The sequence below is a fragment of the Amycolatopsis coloradensis genome (genome assembly GCF_037997115.1).
Taxonomy (GTDB): domain Bacteria; phylum Actinomycetota; class Actinomycetes; order Mycobacteriales; family Pseudonocardiaceae; genus Amycolatopsis; species Amycolatopsis coloradensis_A.
Map to the genome: position 1 here is coordinate 1,054,404 of NZ_CP150484.1, position 20,529 is coordinate 1,074,932.

At 68.8% G+C, this 20,529-nt stretch carries 16 protein-coding genes; 5 read left to right on the plus strand and 11 right to left on the minus strand.

The window, feature by feature from the left end; genetic code table 11:
• Positions 1–6: 6 nt before the first annotated feature.
• Genes LCL61_RS04700 through LCL61_RS04715 form a run of 4 tightly spaced genes read right to left on the minus strand, consistent with a single transcriptional unit; the run spans position 7 to position 4,918 of the window.
• Complete coding sequence (locus LCL61_RS04700; RefSeq protein WP_340685697.1) at positions 7–1,152, minus strand: hypothetical protein; 1,146 nt, start codon at positions 1,150–1,152, stop codon at positions 7–9.
• A gap of 4 nt (positions 1,153–1,156) precedes the next feature.
• On the minus strand, positions 1,157–2,413 hold the full coding sequence (locus LCL61_RS04705) for a glucarate dehydratase family protein (RefSeq protein ID WP_340685698.1): 1,257 nt from the start codon (positions 2,411–2,413) through the stop codon (positions 1,157–1,159).
• 2 nt (positions 2,414–2,415) lie between these two features.
• Positions 2,416–3,360 carry a 5-dehydro-4-deoxyglucarate dehydratase gene (locus LCL61_RS04710; RefSeq protein WP_340685699.1) on the minus strand — a complete coding sequence of 315 codons (945 nt, stop codon included), beginning with the start codon at positions 3,358–3,360 and terminating at the stop codon, positions 2,416–2,418.
• Positions 3,361–3,406: 46 nt separating this feature from the next.
• Positions 3,407–4,918 (minus strand): sodium:solute symporter family protein, encoded by a 1,512-nt coding sequence (locus LCL61_RS04715; RefSeq protein ID WP_340685700.1) that lies wholly within the window; start codon positions 4,916–4,918, stop codon positions 3,407–3,409.
• 154 nt (positions 4,919–5,072) lie between these two features.
• Between LCL61_RS04715 and LCL61_RS04720 the strand changes: the two genes are divergently transcribed.
• Positions 5,073–5,885, plus strand: a complete 813-nt coding sequence (locus LCL61_RS04720) for an IclR family transcriptional regulator (RefSeq protein WP_340685701.1) — start codon at positions 5,073–5,075, stop codon at positions 5,883–5,885.
• Between the two features lie 35 nt (positions 5,886–5,920).
• The gene (locus tag LCL61_RS04725; RefSeq protein ID WP_340685702.1) at positions 5,921–6,745 is read left to right on the plus strand and encodes an NAD(P)-dependent oxidoreductase; all 825 of its coding nucleotides are present in this window, start codon (positions 5,921–5,923) and stop codon (positions 6,743–6,745) included.
• Between the two features lie 87 nt (positions 6,746–6,832).
• On the opposite strand, the gene LCL61_RS04730 is transcribed toward LCL61_RS04725, so the two are convergent.
• Entirely contained in the window at positions 6,833–7,321 is a 489-nt protein-coding gene (locus LCL61_RS04730) for an HIT domain-containing protein (protein WP_340685703.1), read from the minus strand.
• 248 nt (positions 7,322–7,569) lie between these two features.
• Between LCL61_RS04730 and LCL61_RS04735 the strand changes: the two genes are divergently transcribed.
• The 3 genes from LCL61_RS04735 (at position 7,570) to LCL61_RS04745 (ending at position 10,345) form a co-directional block, all read left to right on the plus strand.
• Positions 7,570–8,121, plus strand: coding sequence for an AAA family ATPase (locus LCL61_RS04735; protein WP_340685704.1), 552 nt, complete (start codon positions 7,570–7,572; stop codon positions 8,119–8,121).
• A 221-nt stretch (positions 8,122–8,342) separates the two neighbouring features.
• Entirely contained in the window at positions 8,343–9,806 is a 1,464-nt protein-coding gene (locus LCL61_RS04740) for an amidase (RefSeq protein WP_340685705.1), read from the plus strand.
• The gene (locus LCL61_RS04745; RefSeq protein ID WP_340685706.1) at positions 9,803–10,345 is read left to right on the plus strand and encodes a GNAT family N-acetyltransferase; all 543 of its coding nucleotides are present in this window, start codon (positions 9,803–9,805) and stop codon (positions 10,343–10,345) included. Before LCL61_RS04740 ends, LCL61_RS04745 begins: the two co-directional genes overlap by 4 nt.
• Before the next feature lie 317 nt (positions 10,346–10,662).
• Here LCL61_RS04745 and LCL61_RS04750 read toward each other — a convergent pair whose 3' ends face one another.
• The 6 genes from LCL61_RS04750 to LCL61_RS04775 form a co-directional block, all read right to left on the minus strand.
• Positions 10,663–11,643 (minus strand): peptidylprolyl isomerase, encoded by a 981-nt coding sequence (locus LCL61_RS04750; RefSeq protein WP_340685707.1) that lies wholly within the window; start codon positions 11,641–11,643, stop codon positions 10,663–10,665.
• A 60-nt stretch (positions 11,644–11,703) separates the two neighbouring features.
• Complete coding sequence (locus LCL61_RS04755) at positions 11,704–13,995, minus strand: glycosyl hydrolase family 95 catalytic domain-containing protein (protein ID WP_340688488.1); 2,292 nt, start codon at positions 13,993–13,995, stop codon at positions 11,704–11,706.
• 2 nt (positions 13,996–13,997) lie between these two features.
• On the minus strand, positions 13,998–16,277 hold the full coding sequence (locus LCL61_RS04760; RefSeq protein ID WP_340685708.1) for a glycosyl hydrolase family 95 catalytic domain-containing protein: 2,280 nt from the start codon (positions 16,275–16,277) through the stop codon (positions 13,998–14,000).
• 135 nt (positions 16,278–16,412) lie between these two features.
• Positions 16,413–17,084, minus strand: coding sequence for a tyrosine-protein phosphatase (locus tag LCL61_RS04765; protein WP_340685709.1), 672 nt, complete (start codon positions 17,082–17,084; stop codon positions 16,413–16,415).
• Positions 17,081–19,606: a PEP/pyruvate-binding domain-containing protein gene (locus LCL61_RS04770; RefSeq protein WP_340685710.1), complete on the minus strand. Its 2,526-nt coding sequence runs from the start codon at positions 19,604–19,606 to the stop codon at positions 17,081–17,083. The genes LCL61_RS04765 and LCL61_RS04770 overlap by 4 nt, the downstream gene beginning before the upstream one ends.
• Positions 19,603–20,193: a hypothetical protein gene (locus tag LCL61_RS04775; RefSeq protein WP_340685711.1), complete on the minus strand. Its 591-nt coding sequence runs from the start codon at positions 20,191–20,193 to the stop codon at positions 19,603–19,605. Before LCL61_RS04775 ends, LCL61_RS04770 begins: the two co-directional genes overlap by 4 nt.
• Between the last annotated feature and the right edge of the window lie 336 nt (positions 20,194–20,529).

The following is a 20,529-nucleotide window of genomic DNA, read 5'->3' on the forward strand; positions in this document are numbered from 1 at the left end:
CGTCTCCTAGAGTTCTTGCGCGGCGCTGACGGCGGCGATGAGATCCGCCCAGCGCCCCGGGCCGGCGAGGCCGAGGTGGTACAGGTGCAGCTCGGCGGCGCCTGCCTTGCCGAGTTCGATGGCGTAGGCCTCGATGTCGGGCACCGGGCTGGCCGCCACCGCTGTGATGTAACTGCCGACGGCGACCTTCTCCGGCAGTTTCGCCCGCGCCGCCGCGACGGCGCCCACACTGGGCCTGCCGGGTGCCCAGTTCTGCAGCACCACCGCGTCGACGTCGTCCGGGGCCGACGGCGTCAGCCCCGGCAGCGCGCCGGTGACCCACGGGTCCATCGCGCCGTGCAGCACGATCCGGGGCCCGGACGGGATCTTCGCGAGCACCTCGCGCCGGAGGGCGTCGGTCGCCCGCTGCCGTGTGTCGAGCAGGACCTGCCGCAGGGTGGGCAGGATCTTGTCCTCGGTCGCCCGGAGGTCACCGCTGTCGATCAACCGCCGGACCTCGGCCCGCAGCTTGCCCAGCGCCTTCGCCGGGTCCTGCCCCGCCGCGGCCCAAGCGTCGAGGCAGGCGTCGCAGCAGCAGATCGAGAGCAGCCGGGCCACCGCGGGTGACCAGACGCCGTCGGTCTTCTCGTGCTGGTGCTGGTGCACGGCGCCGAGCGGACCGCAGGCCTCGAGGATGACCGTCGCGAAGTCGAGCCCGGCGAGGCTTTCGGCTGTCACGTTCGCCGCGTACTCCCGGACCGCGGGCTGCCCGGGGCACAGCGCCCACGGGTACCGCTCGCCGAAACAGTTGCGCACGGTGAAATCCGGGAACTTCGTGCCCAGCTGCGAATTGTGAGTCAGCACGAGCCACGCGGCCGCCGGGACACCCGCCTCGTTCAGCATCCGGACGGCGTCGCCCGCGCTGTCGCGGCTTTCGACCCAGTCCGGTTCGGCGGGCTTCAGCTCACCCCACGCCTCCTCACGCACCGGCCGGTACAGCGCCGCGTGGCGCGCGACGACCGAGGTGCGCTCGGGCGACCAGGGCGTCGCCGCGCGGGCGCTGTGGTACGACACGGCGACGGCGACCTCGTCGACGCCGAGCTCCCGTACCCGCTCGACGAAGCCGGGATCGTCGACGACGTCCCAGGGGTAGGCGTATCCGGTGACCTTCACCTCGTCACCACCGTGCCGTATTCGGTTCGAAGCTTCCGACGAACTTCCGCATATAGGTCACGTCATCCCGTTTGGTCTGTCCACTTCGGACATAGTCTTCATGGGCCCGCGCCAGCGCGTCGGGGTCGAGTTCGACCCCGAGGCCGGGCTTGTCGGGCACCGCGACCGCACCGTCGACGAACTCCAGCGCACCCGGGGCGATGACGTCGGCCGTCTTCCACGGCCAGTGGGTGTCGCAGGCGTAGGTCAGGTGCGGCGTCGCCGCGGCCACGTGCACCATAGCGGCCAGACTGATCCCGAGATGACTGTTCGAATGCATGGACAGCCCCACGTCGAAGCATTCCGCCGTGGTCGACAGGGCTTGGGTGTCCCGCAGGCCACCCCAGTAATGATGGTCCGAAAGTATTACGCCGACCGCTCGCTGCCGGAACGCCGGCTCGATGTCCGCGAAGCGCACGACGCACATGTTCGTGGCCAGCGGCATGTTCGCCTTCTCCGCGACCCGCGCCATGCCCTCGATGCCCGGCGTCGGGTCTTCGAGATACTCCAGGACACCGTCGAGTTCTTCGGCGACCCGGATCCCGGTCTCGACGGTCCACGCCGCGTTCGGGTCGATGCGGAGCGGGTGGTCCGGGAACGCGTCCGCGAGCGCGCGGATCCCGTCCATCTCCTGGTCGGGGTCGAAGGCGCCGCCCTTGAGCTTGATGGAGCCGAAGCCGTACTCCTCCACCATGCGGCGTGCCTCGCCGACGAGCGCGTCCGGCGTGGTCACTTCGCCCCACGAGTCCTCCTCGGCGCCGAGGTGGGCGCCGAACTTGTAGAAGAGGTACGCGGAGAAGTCGACGGCGTCGCGCGCCTTGCCGCCGAGCAGGTCCACCACGGGCCTGCCGAGGTAGTGGCCCTGCGCGTCGAGCGCGGCCACCTCGAACAGCGAGTACACGCTGGCGACGGTCTTGCTGACGGAGAAGCCGCCGGTGAGCCCGTGCGCGTCGGCGAAGACGACTTCGCCGAGGGTGGTGGCGACCTTCCGGCGGAGGCCGGGAAGGTCGAACACATCGTGCCCCTTCAGTTCCGGGAGCACCTTCCGGACCTGGTCGAGGAACGCGAGGTCACCGTAGGACTCGCCGAGGCCGACCACGCCGTCCTCGCAGATCAGCTGGACGACACCGCGCAGCGCGAAGGGCTCGTGCACGCCCATCGCGTTGAGCAGCGGGGGGTCGGCGAAGGCGACCGGGGTCAGGACGACGTCGAGAACCTTCATCTTCAGGCACCGGCCTCGACGGACTTGAGGACGGCGAACCCGTCGTCGATGATCTTCTCCAGGCGGGCGATCTGGTCCGCGGTGGGCTCGACCAGCGGCGGCCGGACCGAGCCGACCTTGTCACCCCGCAGGCGCGCGGCGGCCTTGACCAGTGACACGGCGAAGCCCTTCCCTTCGTCCCGCAGCGCCACCAGCGGCAGGTAGAACCCGGCGAGCAGCGCCTCCATGACGGCGTCGTCGTTCTCCGCGAGCGCGCGGTGGAAGCGGGCCGCGATCTCGGGGGCGAAGCAGTGCACTGCCGAGGAGTACCGCGCCACGCCGACCGCGGCGTAGGCGCGCGCGGAGACCTCCGCCGTCGGAAGACCGTTGAAGAACAGGAAATCCTTGGCCCGGTCGGTGCCGACGGAGCGGATCGTGGTGATGATCCGGCTCATGAGTTCGACGTCGCCGAAGCCGTCCTTGATGCCGACCACCGACGGGATGCCGAGCAGTTCCACGGCCGAGTCCGGGGTGAACACGCCGGTGGAACGGTGGTAGACGATCACCGGGATCGAGGAGTCCCCGACGGCGTACCGGACGTGGTCCACCAGACCGGACGGCGGGCCGGTCACCAGGTATGGCGGCAGGAGGAGGACGCCGTCCGCGCCGCCCGCCTCCGCCGCCGCGATCCCGGCACGGGCCGACGCCGCGCCTCCGCCCGCGCCGACCCACACGGGCACACGCCCGGCCACGACCTCACGAGCCTTGCGCAGGATCGCTGCGTGCTCGTCCGGGGACAGCGAGCTGAATTCGCCCGTACCGCAGGCGACGAACAGCGCACCGGCTCCGGCGGCCACGTGGCTCTCGACGGTTTCCGCGAACGCGTCGAGGTTGAGTTCCAGCCCCTCGGTGAAGGGGGTCAAGGGGAACGCCAGTAGGCCGTCGAGTTCGATCTTGGGCTGTGCCATGAATTTCTCTTTCGTTCTTTGTGGATGGTCCCGGGTACGGGCCCGGTCAGGCGGGCACGGTGGTGCCGTCCTGCGACTTGCGGGGTAGGACGTCGTCGTCGCGGTCGATCGTGTCGATGAGTTCGTCGGTGGAGGCCTTGCGCTCGGGCATGAGGTAGCCGAGCCCGATGAACAGCCCCAGCGAGACCAGGATCGGGGTGGACACGGTGACCGCGAGGGTGGCCTTGAAGCCGTAGTAGGCGATCGCGTAGGCGATGAGACCGCCCGCCCACGAGATCAGCGCCGCGCGGGAGCCGGACCGGCGGAACCACGGGAGCATGCCGAGCAGCAGCGGCACCGAGATCGGGCCCATCAGGGCCGCGACCCAGAGCACCACGATCCCGAGCACACCGCCGAGTTTGGGGGCCTGCGTGGCGACCGCCATGGTCAGGACGATGAAGATCGCGGTCGTGATGCGGGCGGCCAGCAGACCCTGCGCTTCGGTCCACCGCCGGGTCTTCTTGATCAGCACCGGCAGCATGTCGCGGGTGATGACCGCGGAGATCGCGTTCGCGTCGGACGACACCATCGCCATCGTGTGGGAGAAGATGCCTGCCAGCACCAGCCCGATCAGGCCCGGCGGCAGGAAGGTCGTCGTCATGATCGCGTAGGCGTTGTCCGGGTTCTCGATGTTCGGGATCAGCAGCGGTGCCGCGAACATCGGGAACATCATGAACAGGGGCCACACCAGGTACAGGATCGAGGAGAGCCGCGCGCCCCGGCGTGCCGCGTGCGTATCCGGCGCGGCCATGTAGCGCTGCGCCAGGTTCCACATACCGCCGTTGTACTCCAGCGTCTTCACCAGCACATAGACGAGCAACACGACCGTGGTGAACTTCGACGTCGTCGGGTTGAGGTGGCTCGGCGGGAGATCGCCCCACATCGTCCACAGACCGGAAACGCCGCCGAGTTTGCCCAGCACCACCCAGAGCATGGCGATGGCCGCGATGGCCTGGATCACGAACTGGCCGAAGTCGGTGAGCGCGTCGGCCCAGAGACCGCCGACGGTGCAGTAGACCAGCGTGACCGAACCGGTGATGATGATGCCCCAGGTGTAGTCCACCCCGGCGAAGACGTTGAGGATCGTGGCGATCGCGAACCACTTCGCCGCGATGTCGAAGATCTTCAGCAGGCTGCCGCTCCACGCGAGCGCCTGTTGCGTCGGGACGTTGAACCGCCGCGCGAGGTACTCGAGCGGGGACGCCACCCCCAGCTTCGACCGGAGCCTGTTCCACCGTGCGGCGAACAGCCAGCTGCCGATACCGACACCGATGCCGATGCTGGCCATGCCCCAGAAGTAGACGGTGATCCCGCTCGTGTAGGCCACGCCCGCGTAGGCCACGAACAGCACCGCGCTGTAGCCGGACATGTGATGCGAGATCCCGGTCAGCCACCAGGGCATTCGGCCCCCGGCGGTGAAGAAGTCCTTCACATCGTGGATCCGCTTGTGCGACCACCAGCCGATCACGACCATCAACGCGAAATACGCGCAGACCATCGCCCAGTCGAGTACGTGCACCGTTGACTCCTCTCCGCGTTCACGAAGGCCCAGCCCGACCTGTTCACATTCATGAACGGAGTCTGTTATAGTGATTATGTTCATCCATAAGAACGCTGTTCGGGACGCTAATATGGCCGGAGTCACAAGTCAACGGCCGGATGGAGGAGCGCGGATGCCACAGGAGGAAGCCGCTGTCACCGTGGCGAACGGCGCGCCCGCCGCCGAACCCGCCGGGGTCAAATCGGCCCGGCGGGCGATCGACCTCATCGAGACCTTCGCCGCGAACGACGTTTGGCTCTCGCTGTCGGATCTCCACGCGCGGACCGGATTCCCCAGGTCGAGCCTGCACGGGCTGCTCCGCACCCTGCTCGAAGCAGGCTGGCTGGAGGTGGACACCAACACCGCCCGCTACCGCCTCGGCGTCCGCGCGCTGATCTGCGGCACGGCCTATCTGGACCGCGACCCGGTCGTCCCGTACGCGACCGAGGCGCTGGAGCGGATCCGGGAGAAGACCGGCTACACCGCGCATTTCGCGCGCCGCGAGGGCACCGACGTCGTCTACCTGGAGACGCGCGAGTCACGGCACTCGACGCATCTCGTGTCCCGGGTCGGCCGCACGCTGCCCACCCACGCGACCGCGCTGGGGAAGGCGTTGCTGGCCGAACTGACGCACGACGAGATCGACGGGCTCCTGACCGGAGAGCTGTCGGCGCTCACCCCGAACACCATCACCACCGTCGAAGCGCTGCACGCCGAATGCGCGAAGACCCGCGAACGCGGCTATGCGGCGGAAATCGAGGAAGGCAGCCTCGGCGTCCGGTGCGTCGCGGCCGTGATCCCATACCGCATCCCCGGCACCGACGCGATCAGCTGCTCCATGCCGGTCACCGAGGTCACCGACGCCGATGCCCAGCGCGTCGGCGAACTCCTCGCCGAAATCACCGCGGAACTCGGCCAGCAACTGCGTCGCGCCGGCATCCGCTGATCATTCCCTGCTTCTTTCACTGACAAGGGGTTCACATGGCAGACCAGCGCGTCCTGATCACCGGCTCGGCGGGCATCGTCGGCACCCTGATGCGGCCTCGGCTGCGCCGATCCGGCCGGGTACTGCGGCTGCTCGACCTGGCTCCGCAGCCCGAAGCCGAGGCCGGCGAGAACGTCGAGCTGATCACCGCCTCGGTGACCGACCCCGAGGCGATGGCGGAGGCGTGCGCCGGTGTCGACGCGTTGATCCACCTGGGCGGGCACAGCCGCGAGAACTCGTGGGAAGCCACCCTCGACGTCAACATCAACGGCACCCACACCGTCCTCGAAGCCGCGCGAGCCGCCGGTGTGCCGCGCGTGATCCTGGCTTCCAGCAACCATTCCGTCGGCTTCCGCCGCAACGACGAAGCGGGCGAGGACGGCCTCCCCGCCGACTCCACGCCCCGGCCCGACACCTACTACGGTGTCAGCAAGGCGGCCATCGAAGCGCTCGGCAGCCTGTACCACTCGCGGTTCGGCATGGACGTGATCGTCATCCGGATCGGCTCCTGCTTCGAAAGCCCGCTCGTCCTCGGCCCGCGCGGCCTGACGACCTGGCTCTCCCCCGACGACGGCGCGCGCCTCTTCGAGGCCTGCCTGAGCTACCCCTCCCCCGGCTACCGGCTGATCTGGGGCGTCTCGGACAACACGCGCCGGGTCTACTCGCTCGCCGAAGCCGAGGCCCTGGGCTACAAGTCGCTCGACAACGCGGAGACCTACGCCGACCAGCTGGCGGACAAGCCCGCACCGACCGGGATCGCGGCGGAGTACGTCGGCGGACCGTTCTGCACCGCGCCGCTGGGTGCGCACAACCCGCTCTGAGCCGGGCTTTTCTCGGTTCACGTTGCGTGACGGGTGTGTGGAAAAAGAGACGTTGAGTGTCCCTGTTTCCACACACCCCCCTCGCGATCAACCGGTCAGACGTTCCCCGAGACGGCGCGCGAGGTCTGCCAAGTCGTCTTCGGGGATGTCCAGGTAGCCGCGCGACGGATCGAACACCGCGGTCTGCTGCTGTTCGTAAGGGACGCCAGGCGGTAGAGGCGCGAGGTGCCAGTGGACATGCCTGTTGGCTTGTTGACTGCCCAAGGACAGCACGTACAGCCGTTCGATCGACAGCAGAGCACTCAAGGCGCTGCCCGCGCGGTGCACGAGCCGCTGAATGGCCAAGTACTCGTCGACGGTGAAATCGCCGATCACGTGTTCGCGATGTTCGACCGGGGCTACGAGGAAGTGCCCGAACACAGAGGGGAAACGGCTGGCGAAGACCACGCCGTCGGCGTCCCGGTACGCGACGTGATGAGGATATCCGGCGTTGCCGGCGAGAAGTTCGCAGACGAAGCAGGCTCTGCGGGCGAGGTCGAGGTACGCGTCGGCCTGCCACGGAACACGATCGGTCATGCTGTCCAGGTGTACCCGCCTTCGTCTCGTCCCTGAACCCACCACGTGGAGCGTTGCCACCACATAGGGCCTGCTCGGTCTCGGCACCAGGTCGGCTTCGCGCCGAACCCGGGCCCGGTCGACTACCCCGATGGCGCCGCGGGCGGGTTTCCAGCCGCCGCAGCCGGGCCACCCGCGCTGGAGCGGGCGAGCGCTGATCGACGGCTGAACGTCCGCTGTACGGCCGGACGAAGACGTAGGGTCGTGTCATGGCGCGTCTGATCCACCTCAACGGCCTGTCACGCGTGGGAAAGTCGACTCTCGCCCGCCGCTACGCCAACGAACACCCCGGAACGCTCGCGCTCGATCTGGATGTACTCGCGGGGTTGATCGGCGGGTGGCAGGAGAACTTCTTCGCGGCTTTGGAGCTCGCCCGGGGCCACGGACGGGAGTTGGCCACGCGGCACCTGCGCCATGGACACGACGTGATTCTCCCGCAACTGGTGACCGTTCATGACCGCGATCCGGATCCGGCCTTCGAGGCGGCAGCCCGCGCGGCCGGAGCCACTTACCTCGAAGTGGCTCTCCTCATCGACGACCGCGAGCATCTGCGACGCGTGCGCGACAAGCGTCCGATCAACGCCGTCGAGGCACGGCTCCAGGCGGTGCTGGAAGATCCCGATTCCGGCCTGATCGACAGGATCCGCGGTCACCTTGATGAGTATCTGGCCAAGCGCCCGCACGCGATCCGGCTCGACACGACCGGCGCCGGGGAAGACGAGTCATACGCGCGCCTTCTGGAAGCACTCGACGCGACATAGGAGACTGAGCGCTTCAGCGCTAATCGGCCACCGCGAATTGAGACGTCCATCCCGTTGCACAAGGCGGAATTTCATGGCCCGCACAGGCGGAGCCGACCCGCTTTCAGCACCGTGAGCTGCGCCGATCCGCCTACGGCCGCAGAACGAGTCCACGAACGGGCCTTTCTGTTGCCTGACTCGGAATTTCGTGCCCCCGACGGCACGCCGATAGCGTCGAATTCATGGAATCGACCTTTCAGACGGCCGAAGAAATGATTGCCGCGTTGCGCGCCGGTGCGGTGACATCGGCGGAACTGACCGGCGAGGCGATCGCCCGGATCGAGCGCGACGACGAGGTGATCAACGCGATCTGCGTGCCGGACTTCGACCGCGCGCGGGCCGCCGCGCACCATGCCGACCGGGCACGGGCGCAGGGTGAGGACCGGCCGCTGCTCGGCGTCCCGGTGACGGTCAAGGAGTCGTACGACATGGCCGGGCTGCCCACGACCTGGGGCATGCCCCCGCACCGGGACCACATGCCCGCCGAGGACGCGGTCCAGGTGTCGCGGCTCAAGGACGCGGGCGCGGTGGTGCTCGGCAAGACCAATGTGCCGCTGGGGTTGCAGGACATCCAGAGCTTCAACGAGATCTACGGCACCACCGTCAACCCGTGGGACCACGATCGGACGCCGGGCGGGTCCTCCGGCGGGTCGGCGGCAGCACTGGCGTGCGGGTTCGGCGCGCTGTCCATCGGCTCCGACCTCGCCGGCTCGCTGCGCACCCCCGCGCATTTCTGCGGCGTCTACGCGCACAAGCCGACGCTCGGGCTGGCGGCCGCCCGCGGCATGGTCCCGCCGTCCGAGCCTGCTTTTCCGGCCGACCTCGACCTCGCCGTGGTCGGTCCGATGGCGCGCACCTCCCGCGACCTCAGGCTCCTGCTCGACGTCATGGCCGGGCCGGACCCGTTGACGCACGGCGTGGCGCACCGTTCGGCTCTGCCGCCCGCCCGCCACGAGCGGCTCCGCGATTTCCGGGTCTTGGTCCTCGACGACCATCCGCTCATTCCGACCGGGTCCGCCGTGCGAGCGGGCGTGCACCGGGTGGCCGACGCGCTCGTCGACGGCGGCGCCCGTGTCGCACGGCGCAGTCCGCTGCTGCCCGACCTCGCCGAGGCCGCGACGCTCTACATGAAGTTGCTGATTTCGGGCTCCGTCGCGCGTTTTCCCATCGAATCGCCCGAGCAGTTGCGGGCCGGCACGGACGACCAGAGCCTTGAGGCCGTGCGGCTGCGAGCCATGCTGTTCAGCCATAGCGACTGGATGGAGGCGGACAAGCGTCGGGAGGTCCATCGCCACGGCTGGCGGCGGCTGTTCGCCGAGTTCGACGCCGTGGTGTGCCCGATCACGCCGACCCCCGCGTTCCCGCACGACCACCACCCCAATCCGATGGAACGGCGTATCGACATCGACGGCGTCGAGTACCCGTACTTCGATCAGCTCGTCTGGGCGGGCCTGGCCACCATGCCCGGCCTGCCCGCCACCGCGATACCCACGGGCCGGTCCCCCGAGGGCCTGCCGGTCGGGGTGCAGCTCATCGGTCCGATGTTCGAAGACCGCACCCCGTTGCGACTGGCCGAACTGCTCGAGCAGGAGATCGGCGGCTTCCAGGCACCGGAGCAACGGCGTGCGCTAGGTTGCCGCCCATGACGAAGCTCGATCACGTCGCTTGGCCGCCTGCCCCGATCAAGACCGAGCGGCTCGTGCTCCGCGGGTCCGAGGCCCGGGACCGTGCGGCGTTCATCGAGCTCTTCGCCTCGCCGGAGGTCGGCACTTACATCGGCGGCGCTCGGCCGCGTGACGAGCTCGAGCGCACGAGACCAGACGTGCCGGGCCGGCGCCCGGGGCTGTTCGTCATCGAACTCGACGGATCGATGATCGGCATGATCACGCTCGATCAGCGTGACGCGGAACGTCCGGGGCATATCCGTCCGGATGCCGGGGAGACCGAGCTCGGTTACCTGATCTTGCCGCAGGCGTGGGGACGCGGGTACGCCGCCGAGGCGTGCGCGGCGGCGCTCGACTGGTTCGCCGACGCGCTGCCCGGCGAACCGGTGGTGCTCTGCACACAGACTGCCAACGAACGCTCGATGCGCGTCGCGGTGAAGCTCGGTTTCACTGAGGTGGAGCGGTTCGAGGAGTACGACGCCGAGCAGTGGTTCGGTGTTCGGTACCCGCCATCCCGCTGAGTGCACGAAGCGAGTCGTCCTGCCGGGTGCGCGGGTGGCGGTTTCGCGTGACTGGATGGACGACACGCGTGATGGGAGGGACGACACGCGTGATGGGACGGACGACTCGCGGCGGAAGCGGGCCGCGAGTCGTGTCGTCCGTCCCATCACGCGTGTCGTCCGCCGGATCACGCGTGTCGTCCATCCAGTCACGTGACATCGCCGGTGCTGAAACCTCGTGAGTGGTGAGGACGGTTGGANTGCGCAAGCAGACGCAGAAGCAAGAGGTGTGAGGAAGATGCGCGTACTGGCCGCGATGAGCGGGGCGGGAAACCGTGTCACCCCACCGCGATCGACTGGAACGTCACCGGGATCCGCGGCGGTCCGGTCCCGTCGCCCGGCCCCTTCTCGTCGTCCACCCCGCCGCGCGCGACCTTGTCCAGGGTCTGGAGTCCGGCGTCCGAGATGCTCCCGAACACGGTGTACTCCGGCGGCAGTTCCGCTTCACCGAAGACCATGAAGAACTGGCTGCCGCCCGAGTTCGGCGCCTGCTTCTTCGCCATGGCGAGGATGCCCCGCCCGTACCTGAGTCCGGAGAAGACCTCGTCCGGAACGGTGTATCCCGGCCCGCCCATTCCGGAGCCTTCCGGGTCGCCGCACTGGAGCATCTGCAGTCCCGTGGTACCGAGCCGGTGACATGAGGTGCCGTCGAAGTAACCCTGCTGCGCCAGCGAGAGGAAGCTCGCCACGGTGCACGGCGCGAGCCCGCGGTCCAGCGTCAGCCCGACTTCGCCCGCCGTCGTCTTGAGGGTGACGGCCATCGTGCCGGACGCCGGGGTCGGGCCCGCCGCGGGCGGGTTCACCTTCTTCGGCACGGGACCGGAGGAATCCGCCGGGAACGCGCAGTCCGTCGGATCCGCCAGCGGTGTGCTGCGCTGCGGCACCGGAACCCTGCTCGAAGGGATGTTCACCGGACTCTGCGTCGCCGTGTCCTCGGAGCTCGACGTCGGAGCCGACGAGGACGACGACGCGGCCGTGCTCTTGTCCTTCGCGTCCGGCAGGAAGAACCCCGGCGCCACGAAGCCGGTGATCGCCACGACGGCGACGATCACGACGAGTCCCAGCGCACCCAGGCCTACCCAGAGCGCCGTCTTGTTCGACGACGACGGCGGCGGCTGTTGCGGCGCGCCGTACCAGCCTTGCTGCTGGTACGGCTGCTGCGGATAGGGCTGCTGATACTGCTGGGGATGCTGCCCCTGCGGTGCCCCGGGGTCGGGCGCCTGGCCTTCGGGCTCGCCCGGCTGCGGTGGCTGGGACATCTGTGCTCCTGTCGTCCGGAAGAAGTACAGGAACACTCTCGCGTATCGCCGCTCACGACGTCACGGCATCCCCCATGCCGCGCTGTTCCCGTTCGCCGGGACGGGCCGGATCTCGAGGTCGGGCTGGTCGCCCGCGCGATGCACGACGGCCTCCTCCCCACGCCGCAGGTCGAGGTGGACGTCGCCGTTCGGCAGCCGCCGCCAGCGTTTCGGCCGCCCCCACCGGTCGCGGACGGTCAGCTCCCCGTCCATGTCCGTCCGCAGCACGCACGGCACCCCCGCCTCGCTCGTGACCTTGACCCAGCGTGTCTTCCCGGCCTGCCGGGAGGCACTGAGCAGGAACGCGCCCTCCGTGCGGAAATCGCGCAACGCGGCGTCCGCCCATGCGGCGGGCACGGCCGGGAACAGCCGGATCACCCCGCCCCAGCTCTGCACGAGCATGTCGTGCAGCGACTGCGCGGCCGAAAGTGGCGTCTCGATCACCGGACCGGATTCCTTGTACATCGAGTTCGGCTGGATATAACGCCGCTGCAGCTCACCGAGGTAGAACGCCGCCTTGTCGCCGCGCAGCATCTGCGCCGACATCGACGCGGCGCCGGTGAACGTGTAGCCCTGCAACGCGCCTTCGAAGCCCACCCAGTGGTCGAGCGAGGTCTCGATGATCCGCCGGTGCTCCGGCCGCTCCCAGGTGATCTCGTACAACGGGTAGATCTGCAGCAGATGCGAGTAGTGCCGGTGCGATTTCGCGAACGGCACACCCGCGCCGATCATGTAACCGTTGGCGTCGGCCGGATACGGGACCAGCGTGGCCAGCACTTCCCGCCACCGTCCCGCGAGCGGGTCGTCGACGCGCAGTTCCGCCGCCGACTCCAGCAGGATCTTGCAGCCCCAGCGGATCAGCGCGAGGTCGTAGTTGCAGTCCGGCGCGTTCACGCCGTACTCCGGGGAGAACGTCGCCGGCAGATGCAGTTTCCCGTCCGGCCCCGGTGCCAGGAAATGAAGGTAGTAGTTGATCGCCTTGCGCAGCAGCGGGAACAGCGTGTCGCGCAAAAGGCGCCGGTCCATCGTGTGCCGATAGGACAGCCAGACGTTGTGCAGCGCCCAGGTGAGATTGCCGACCTCCGGAGTCGGCGTCTCCTTACCCGGGATGCCCACCGGGAACCCGGCGTTCGTACCGACCGCGCCGTTGAGCAGGGTCATGTCGGTCGTGCGCGGGATGCCCGCAGAATCGTGTTGGTAGGGCTCGGCGACCTGGCTCGTCAGGTTCGCCCGGAACTTGCCGAGCGCGTGGCTCACGGCGTCCAGTTCGAGGTGATTGGCCCCGTGGATGAGCCAGTACTCGAGCTGGACGTTCAGGTTCCACCAGGTCGCGGGCCACGGGGTCGGCTCCAGCCACGGTCCGCAGGTCGCCATCACCGGCGCTTCGCGGCGCGCGGCGGAGGCGATCTTGTACAGCTGGATCCAGTAGAAGCTCTGGAGCCGGGTGTCCGGAACGGACAGGAAACCGTGCCGATAGTAGTCGTGCCACCAGCGACGATGTCCGGCCGTCAACGCGGAGAACGGCTCTGCCCGGCGGACCGTCTTCAACGCCTCTCGCGCGGCCGTCCGCGTCGGGAACGACCATGCCACGGACGCGTACAGCGTCCGCTTCGATCCGCGGGTGACCTCGCGCCACGCCGTGACGTGCTCCCCGCCGGACAGCAGGGTCTGCACGGAAAGCCTGGTGTCACCGCTACTTTCCAGGCTCGCGGGCGGGTTGGCGACATACCCGGCGGGCGGCGGCTTACCGAACTTCGGATCCGTTCTGGGGCTCACCGCCTCGGCCGGGTGGAAGACCCACTCGAAGCCGCGCTCCCCCTCGGACGGCTCGATCTCGACGGCCAGCAGCGACTGTCCGGTGTGGACGATCGCGCGCAGCGCGAGACTGCCCGCGACAGTGGTGATCGTGCCCCTGAGTTCGGCGTTCCAAAGGTCCATCCGCCAGTCGATCCCGGTGATGGCGCCGACCGGTTCGAGGGTGAAGTACCCGATCGGCAGCCGCGCGAGCCCGAACAGGGAGCCGAACTCCGGCCGGTGATCCTGCACCTCGCTGTGCTGGACGGTGAAGCGGACGGCGTTGCGGTCCGGTTCGGCGTAGCTGCCCGAGCCGAGGAAACCGTTGCCCAAAAAGGGACCTTCGTACCAGGTCTTCGGCATACGGCGCCAGATCAGGTCGGCCGTGCCGAGGAAGCCGGGCCAGTCGAGGCCGCCGAGCGCGAAGTCGTTCTCCACCGCCGACACCGGCGGCGCGAATCCGGCCGCCGCCACGCCCGCCAGCGCTCCGCCGAGCACCGTCCTGCGAGTGATGTCCATCTTCAGACCCCCCATGCCGGAGTTCCACGGTCGCCGGGTACGTCGCGGGGCTCCAGCGCCGGACGCGTGCCGCGTCGCGTGACGACGGCCGTCCCCTCGCGGCCGAGCGGGATCGAGATCGTGCCGGGGCCCGCGTGCCGCCAAGGAAGCCGCCGTCCGCGCCCGTCACGCACCTCGATGTCCCCGGGGATGCCGTGCCGCAGCGTGAGCGGCTCGCCCGCCTCACTGTGGACGCGGATCCATTCGGTCGCGCCGTTCGCGCGGGAAGCGTCCACGAGGAAGGCCCCCTCCGCGCGCAAGCTCTCGAAGGACGCGTCCGGCCACGTCGACGAGACCGACGGGAAGACCTTGAGCACACCGTGATCGCCCTGCAGCAGCATGTCCACTATGGACTGCGCGGCGGTGATGGGACTTTCGATCGCGAGGTTCGCGCCCTCGCGGTACATCGTGTTCGGCGTCAGCTGCGTGTTGGCCACGACGGTCCCGTCGAGGAAGATCTTCAGATAACGCAGGGCTTCCTCCGGCGCGTCCATCACGGAGCTCATCGACGACGCCGCCGCGAAACTGTAGCCGTGCCATTTCGCCTGCGCGCTGGACCAGTGCGCGAAGGTGCGGCGCATGATGTCCCGGTCGCCGGGACGGTCCCAGAGTTTCTCCCGCAGCGGATAGAGCCAGAGAAGATGCGAGAAGTGCCGATGAGAGTCGGCCAGCGGGACACCATCACCGATCAGCACGCCCTGGACGGGATCCTGGTGGTACGGCACCAGCTTCTCGCCGATCTCCCGCCACGCCGGCACCCGCGGGTCGTCGATCCGCAGCTTGGCCGCCGATTCGACGAGGGTGCGCGCGGCCCAGCGGATCAACGACAGGTCATAGGTGCAGTCGGCCGCGTCGGCGTACTCGGGTGACCTCGTCATCGGAAGGTGCAAGGCGCCGTCCGGGCCGATGGCGAGGAAGTGGCGGTAGTAGTTGAGCGCCTTGGCCAGCGTCGGATACAGCACGTCGCGCAGGACACCGACATCCATGCTGTGCCGGTACGCGAGCCAGACATTGTGCAGGCCCCAGATCAGGTTGCCGGTCTGGTCGTTCTTGGTGGTGGGGCCCGGGATCCCGACCGCGCGGGTGCCGCCGGGCCGCAGCCGCCAGTCCCCCGGATGCGAAAGGGCGTACGTGTCGCCGTCCCGGTAGGCGGGAGGGACCGAGAGTTCGAGGTTGGCGTGATCGTGGCGGAAGGTCGCGGTGACGGCGTCGAGTTCGGGATGGTTGCTGCTGTTGACGATCGGATACGTGACCTGCACGTTGAGGTTCCACCACACCGCCGTCCAGCTGTTGCCGACCTCCGGGAACCACGGCCCCCATTCGGCGACGACCGGCCCGTCCGCACGGGTGGCGCAGGCGGTCTTGTACAGCTGGATCCAGTAGAATCGCTGGACACGTTTGTCCGGAACGGACACGAAACTGCGCCGATAGAAGGCGTTCCACCAGCGCCGATGGCCGGTGACGAGACCGTCCGGGTGCACCGCCGACGCTCGATCGACCCTCCTGATCGCCTCGGCGGTGTGGGTCGGCTCGGGGAACGCGTACGCGACCGTCGCCACCAGGAGCCGTCGCGTGCCGATCTTCCGCTCACGCCACGCCGTCGTGTACCCGCCGCCCGCGTGGAGCGGCTGTTCGCAGTACCGGACCTCGCCCGCGCCGGCGAGCTTCGGATCGGGATTGGCCGTGTACTCGGGCGGTTTGCGGATCGTCCTGGTCGTCGCCGATTCGAGCGGCGTGAACCCCCATTCCGCGGACGCCTCCCCGGTGAGCGAGACGAGGAGGAGGTCCTGGTCGTTGTGGACCAGCGCGGAGAACCGCACCGAACCCTGGGTGGTGGTGATCGTGCCGCCGAGTTCGGCGTTGTACAGGTCCAGGTGCCAGTCCACCGCCGTGATCGCGCCCTCGAAGGTGAGGGTGAGACAGCCGATCGGGAGCCGCGAGTACCCGATGCCCGCTTCCCACTGCCCGCGCTGGTCCTGGACCTGGGAATGGCCGAGCATCACCTTGAGGACGTTCGGCTGCGCGCCCGCGTAGAACTGCACGCCGAGGAAGCCGTTGGCGAGGAACGGGCCCTCCTGCCAGTTCTTCGGCATCCGCTTCCAGAGCATGCGCGCGTCGTCGACGATCCGGCGATGGACGTCCTGCCCGGCGAGCGCCGGCGGAGCCCCCTGAGCCCAAAGGCCACCGAGCGCGGCTGCCCCCGCCGCGACCCTCAGCATCGATCGCCTGGACAGCTCGGCCATGGGGCGCCTCCAGATTCATACTACGTTTACCGCAGATCAAGTCCTGGCGACCGGCATGTTTCCAGAAATAGTCGGGCTTTGGCCACCCCCTTCACTCGCGCAGAGGTACATACATCCGATGTCTTATCGGACAATTCATCTGCCGCTGAGTAAATTCGCGCGCAGCGCCCTGACCGCCGCGTCGGACACGCCACGTTGCCGCGCCCAGCCCGCGAATCCGCCGAAGTCGTCTTCGACGGTGCCCAGCAAGGCGTTGATCGTGCCCTCGGTGCACCGGAACAGTTCCTCCGGCAACCCGCGTGACCGGAACCGCGCGATCACCCTGGGCAGGCTGTACGCGCTGCGCAGGTAGTCGAGGACGATCATCTCCCGCGGCGCCCCGGCGAGGCCGAGCGCGAGGGCGGTGACGATCCCGGTCCGGTCCTTGCCCGACGCGCAGTGCACCACGACGGGCCGGGACAGCAGGACCGCCAGGATCTCGACGGCGACCATGAGGTTGTCGTCACGCCGGAGATGGTCGGCGTAAATCTCCTCCAGTGCGGTCGATCGTCCTCTTTGGACGGCTTGGAGGGGCACGTTCACGTAGTGGGCGCCGGGCAGCTCCGCACGGCCCTCGCTGACGGTCTCGGCGCTGGAGCGAAGATCGAGGACTCCTTCGACACCGAACCGCCCGAGCAGGAGCTCCTTGTCGGTCGAGGTCAGCGCCTGCAAGGTGTCGCTGCGGAACAGCCTCCCCCGCCGGACCGGCCCACCGCCGGCGTCGCGGAAGTTGAACGCGCCGGTGAGCGCGTAAGCCACCGCCGTCACCGTGACTCCTCGCCGAACCTGATGGTCCCCGCCGAACCGTCGACAGTGATCACCTGCCCGGTGGTGATCACCGCGGTCGCACCGGGAACGCCGACCACGGCCGGGATCCCGTGCTCCCTGGCCACGGTGGTGCCGTGCGAGATCATCCCACCCGTTTCGGTCACCAGCGCGGCCGCCGTCAGGAACAGCGGCGTCCACCCGGGGTCCGTCGTCGCGGCGACCAGGATCTCGCCCGGCTCGATCCACGCCCCGTCGGGATCGTGGATCACCCGCGCCCGGCCCGTCACCACCCCGGCCGCCGCGGCCAGTCCGGTGAGACCGCCGCCCGGATCGGATTCGAGGGCGGGCACGGTACCGTCGGAAAGCACGACCGACGGCACCCTCGACCTGCGGGATTCCCGCTCCCAGAGCTGCCGCCGCCGCGCCACCGTCGCCCGGAAATCCTTGCCGCCCAAGGCTTCCCTGACTTCGGCGAGGTCGAGGAACATCACGTCGCCTGCCCGTTCCAGCCACTCCGACCGGACGATCTCCTCGCCGACAAGGAGCAGCTGCGTCCGGAGTGCGGCGAAACCGCGCATGAGGCAGAACTTCGGGAACTCGCGCAACCCCCGCAGCCGCCTCGACCTGTGGAGCAGAAAGCGCGCGAGTACCGCCCGGTGCAGCTTGGTCGCTGGGAGACGACGGGTGAGTTCGACGATCCGCGCTTCGGCCGTCGCCGCCGCGTGGGCGAACCGGGTTTCCGCGTCCTGCTCCTCACCTTCCGCGCGAAGCAGATTCGACAGCATCGCGAAAACCGGCTCGGGATCATCCGTCCAGCGGGGGACGCCGAAGTCGATCTCCGAGGTGGCGCGGCAGCCGTATTCCGTCAGGAACGCGGTGACACCTTGCTGGATCACCTCCGGCAGCGTCCCGGCGAGCTGTTTGACGGCGAGCTCGTCGGGCGCGGTCTCCAGCAAGAGCCGGAAGGCCTCCTCGTCGCGTCGGATCGCCTTCCCCACGCGCCACAGCGCCAGATCCATCTCGGTGGTCGGATTGTGCGGGACCCCCCGGAAGACGGCGGCCACCTCGGACTCGTCCACGTGGCCGCGCAGGAGCCGCACGGCCAGCTGCCCGCCGGTCGCACCGGCGGTGTTGGCGTCGCGAGGGAGATTCGCCTCGATCCGGCAAACGTCACGCCGGACCGATTCCACAAAGGACAAACGTTCTTCCGCGGTCGCCTCGGCCGGCCCCGAGAAGTCCGCGATCCGCCGTTCGGCGTCGCGGACGACCTTGGCACGGGCCTGATCCGGCCACAGCCACGCGAGGACCATCCGTTCCCAGCGGCGGCGCGGGTTCTTCGGCGGGACATCGTGGCCAGGAGGCACCGACGGGAACCGGCGAGCACGACCGAGTTGCTCGACGATCCGACCCGATGGCGCCGCGAGGCTGTCGGCGAACGCGGCCATCTTCGGCCGCTTCGCCGGACTCCGCACGCCGTCGGTGATGTCCCAGTACAGCCACCCGTCCACATCGGTGATCTCGTCGGAGAAGCCGAGCGCGGTCATGTACCCCGCCATTCCCCGCTGACGCTCCCGGATCATGGCCGCGCCCATCGGCGTGAAGGGACGGCTGATCCCTTGGTAGACGTTGACCGACCAGTACGCGCGCAGTTCCCCCTCGCTCTCCGGTACTGGGAACAGGGTGGTGATGTGCCGTGACTGGGTCAGCCACAGTTCACCCTCGCCATCGAACGCCCACTCGACGTCCTGCGGCGCGCCGAAATGCTTCTCCAGCCTTCCGCCGACCGCCGCGAGCGCACCCAGTCGCGACGGCGTCAGGCAGCCGTCGCCCGGCCCCTCGATGATTTCGCCCTCGACGCCCAGGCGGTAGTGGTCCGGAGTCACCGCGCCGGACACGACCGCTTCGCCCAGCCCGGGGGCGGCGTCGACGATGACTTCGGATCGGTTGCCGGACACCGGATTCGCCGTGTACAGCACCCCGGCGCATTCGGCGTCGACCAGCCGCTGCACGATCACCGCGATGGCGGGAGCGCGATCGGTGTCGTGCGCCGCACGGTATCTCGCCGCCCGGTCCGACCACAGCGACGCCCAGCAACGGCGCACCGCGGCGAGCACCTCTCCGGCGCCCTGTATGCCGAGAAAAGTGTCGTACTGGCCCGCGAAACTGGCGTCCGGCAGATCCTCGGCGGTCGACGAAGACCGCACCGCGACCGGCCCGTCCCGCGAAACCCTTTCGTACGCCTCGACGATCGCGGTTTCGAGCCGTTCCGGGATCGGCACGGTCAGCACATGGGCCCGCAACCGGTCCGCGATCCGTAACTCGTCGTCAGGCGGCGCTGTGGCCAGCTCGCTGAGCAATCGCGGCCCTTCGCCTTCGGCCAGCACCTGCCGGTACGCGGCGGTCGTGACGCAGAAACCCTCCGGCACGGGGAATCCCGCCGAAATCATCTCCGCGAGGTTCGCCGCCTTGCCACCGACGAGGTCACGCGGGCGGTCTCTCGCTTCAGCGAGCTCGAGAATCACTTTCGTTCCTCCCAGGGGATGTTCGCTTGAACCAAGCCTGCATCCTCAACCTGGGTTGAGTTCAACTGACGAGCCGCCGCGGCGTTGTACGCGGCGCGAAGCTCTTCGGCGACCTTCTCGGGCTCAGTCCGGAGACGGCTGGGCAGGGGCTGCAGCACAGCGATCCCTGCTGCGGCATACCTGGCGTTCCTGTCCAAAGTCTTCGCATAGGCCTCCTTCGCGAAGTGGAAGTCGTAGGAGTCGATCTCCCAGGCGAGGTCGACTTCCTTGAAGTAGCCGTCGGGCGTCGCGATGTACTCACCGCTTCCGTCCCTGAGCGGCTGGTTCCAGATCGGTTCTGGCAGCCCGGAGAGCCGCCATACGTTCATCGCGTCGATTTCGGCGACCGACCGGGCACCGGCGACTACGTCACGCAATACCTCGCGAGGCAACGCACTACCTCGGTCACTGCCCGCGTCCAACTCTCGGATGAGGACTTCGGGATTCAGCCGTCCTCGCTGGACGGCCTCCGTCAGCAGCGCCCCGATCGGGTCGCGCGCCGTGAACCTGCGACATGCGTCGAGAACGGCCCTGCCGAGCGGTGCCACGTGCACACCGTTCACGGTGACCGGCCGCGGCATCCGCGTTGTCCGCTCCACGACCACGAATCCGGAACTGCTGATCCGGCGAGACGCGGGCACCAGCAGGTGGACTCGCTCAGTGTCGCCTCTCGGACCTCGCAAACCCTGAAGGAGACAGGCCTGTAGCCCGGTGACGATCGCTTCCGGCCCTCCGTAGAGAAGAGCGCCTTCGATCACCTGCCGTCGAGTCGGCCGTCCAGGACCGAGCAAAACCACCCCTGGGAGCAACCGTTGCCACGGGCCTCCCGCCAGACAACGCCGGTGGCAAGTCCTCTTCGAGACACCGAACGCCACAAGCCGCGC

Coding starts and splice junctions, on each gene's coding strand:
- LCL61_RS04745 (WP_340685706.1), top strand. CDS start 9,803: ATGACGAAGCTCGATCACGTCGCTTGGCCGCCTGCCCCGATCAAGACC.
- LCL61_RS04735 (WP_340685704.1), top strand. CDS start 7,570: ATGGCGCGTCTGATCCACCTCAACGGCCTGTCACGCGTGGGAAAGTCG.
- LCL61_RS04710 (WP_340685699.1), bottom strand. CDS start 3,360: ATGGCACAGCCCAAGATCGAACTCGACGGCCTACTGGCGTTCCCCTTG.
- LCL61_RS04760 (WP_340685708.1), bottom strand. CDS start 16,277: ATGGCCGAGCTGTCCAGGCGATCGATGCTGAGGGTCGCGGCGGGGGCA.
- LCL61_RS04740 (WP_340685705.1), top strand. CDS start 8,343: ATGGAATCGACCTTTCAGACGGCCGAAGAAATGATTGCCGCGTTGCGC.
- LCL61_RS04755 (WP_340688488.1), bottom strand. CDS start 13,995: ATGGACATCACTCGCAGGACGGTGCTCGGCGGAGCGCTGGCGGGCGTG.
- LCL61_RS04750 (WP_340685707.1), bottom strand. CDS start 11,643: ATGTCCCAGCCACCGCAGCCGGGCGAGCCCGAAGGCCAGGCGCCCGAC.
- LCL61_RS04725 (WP_340685702.1), top strand. CDS start 5,921: ATGGCAGACCAGCGCGTCCTGATCACCGGCTCGGCGGGCATCGTCGGC.
- LCL61_RS04730 (WP_340685703.1), bottom strand. CDS start 7,321: ATGACCGATCGTGTTCCGTGGCAGGCCGACGCGTACCTCGACCTCGCC.
- LCL61_RS04720 (WP_340685701.1), top strand. CDS start 5,073: ATGCCACAGGAGGAAGCCGCTGTCACCGTGGCGAACGGCGCGCCCGCC.
- LCL61_RS04705 (WP_340685698.1), bottom strand. CDS start 2,413: ATGAAGGTTCTCGACGTCGTCCTGACCCCGGTCGCCTTCGCCGACCCC.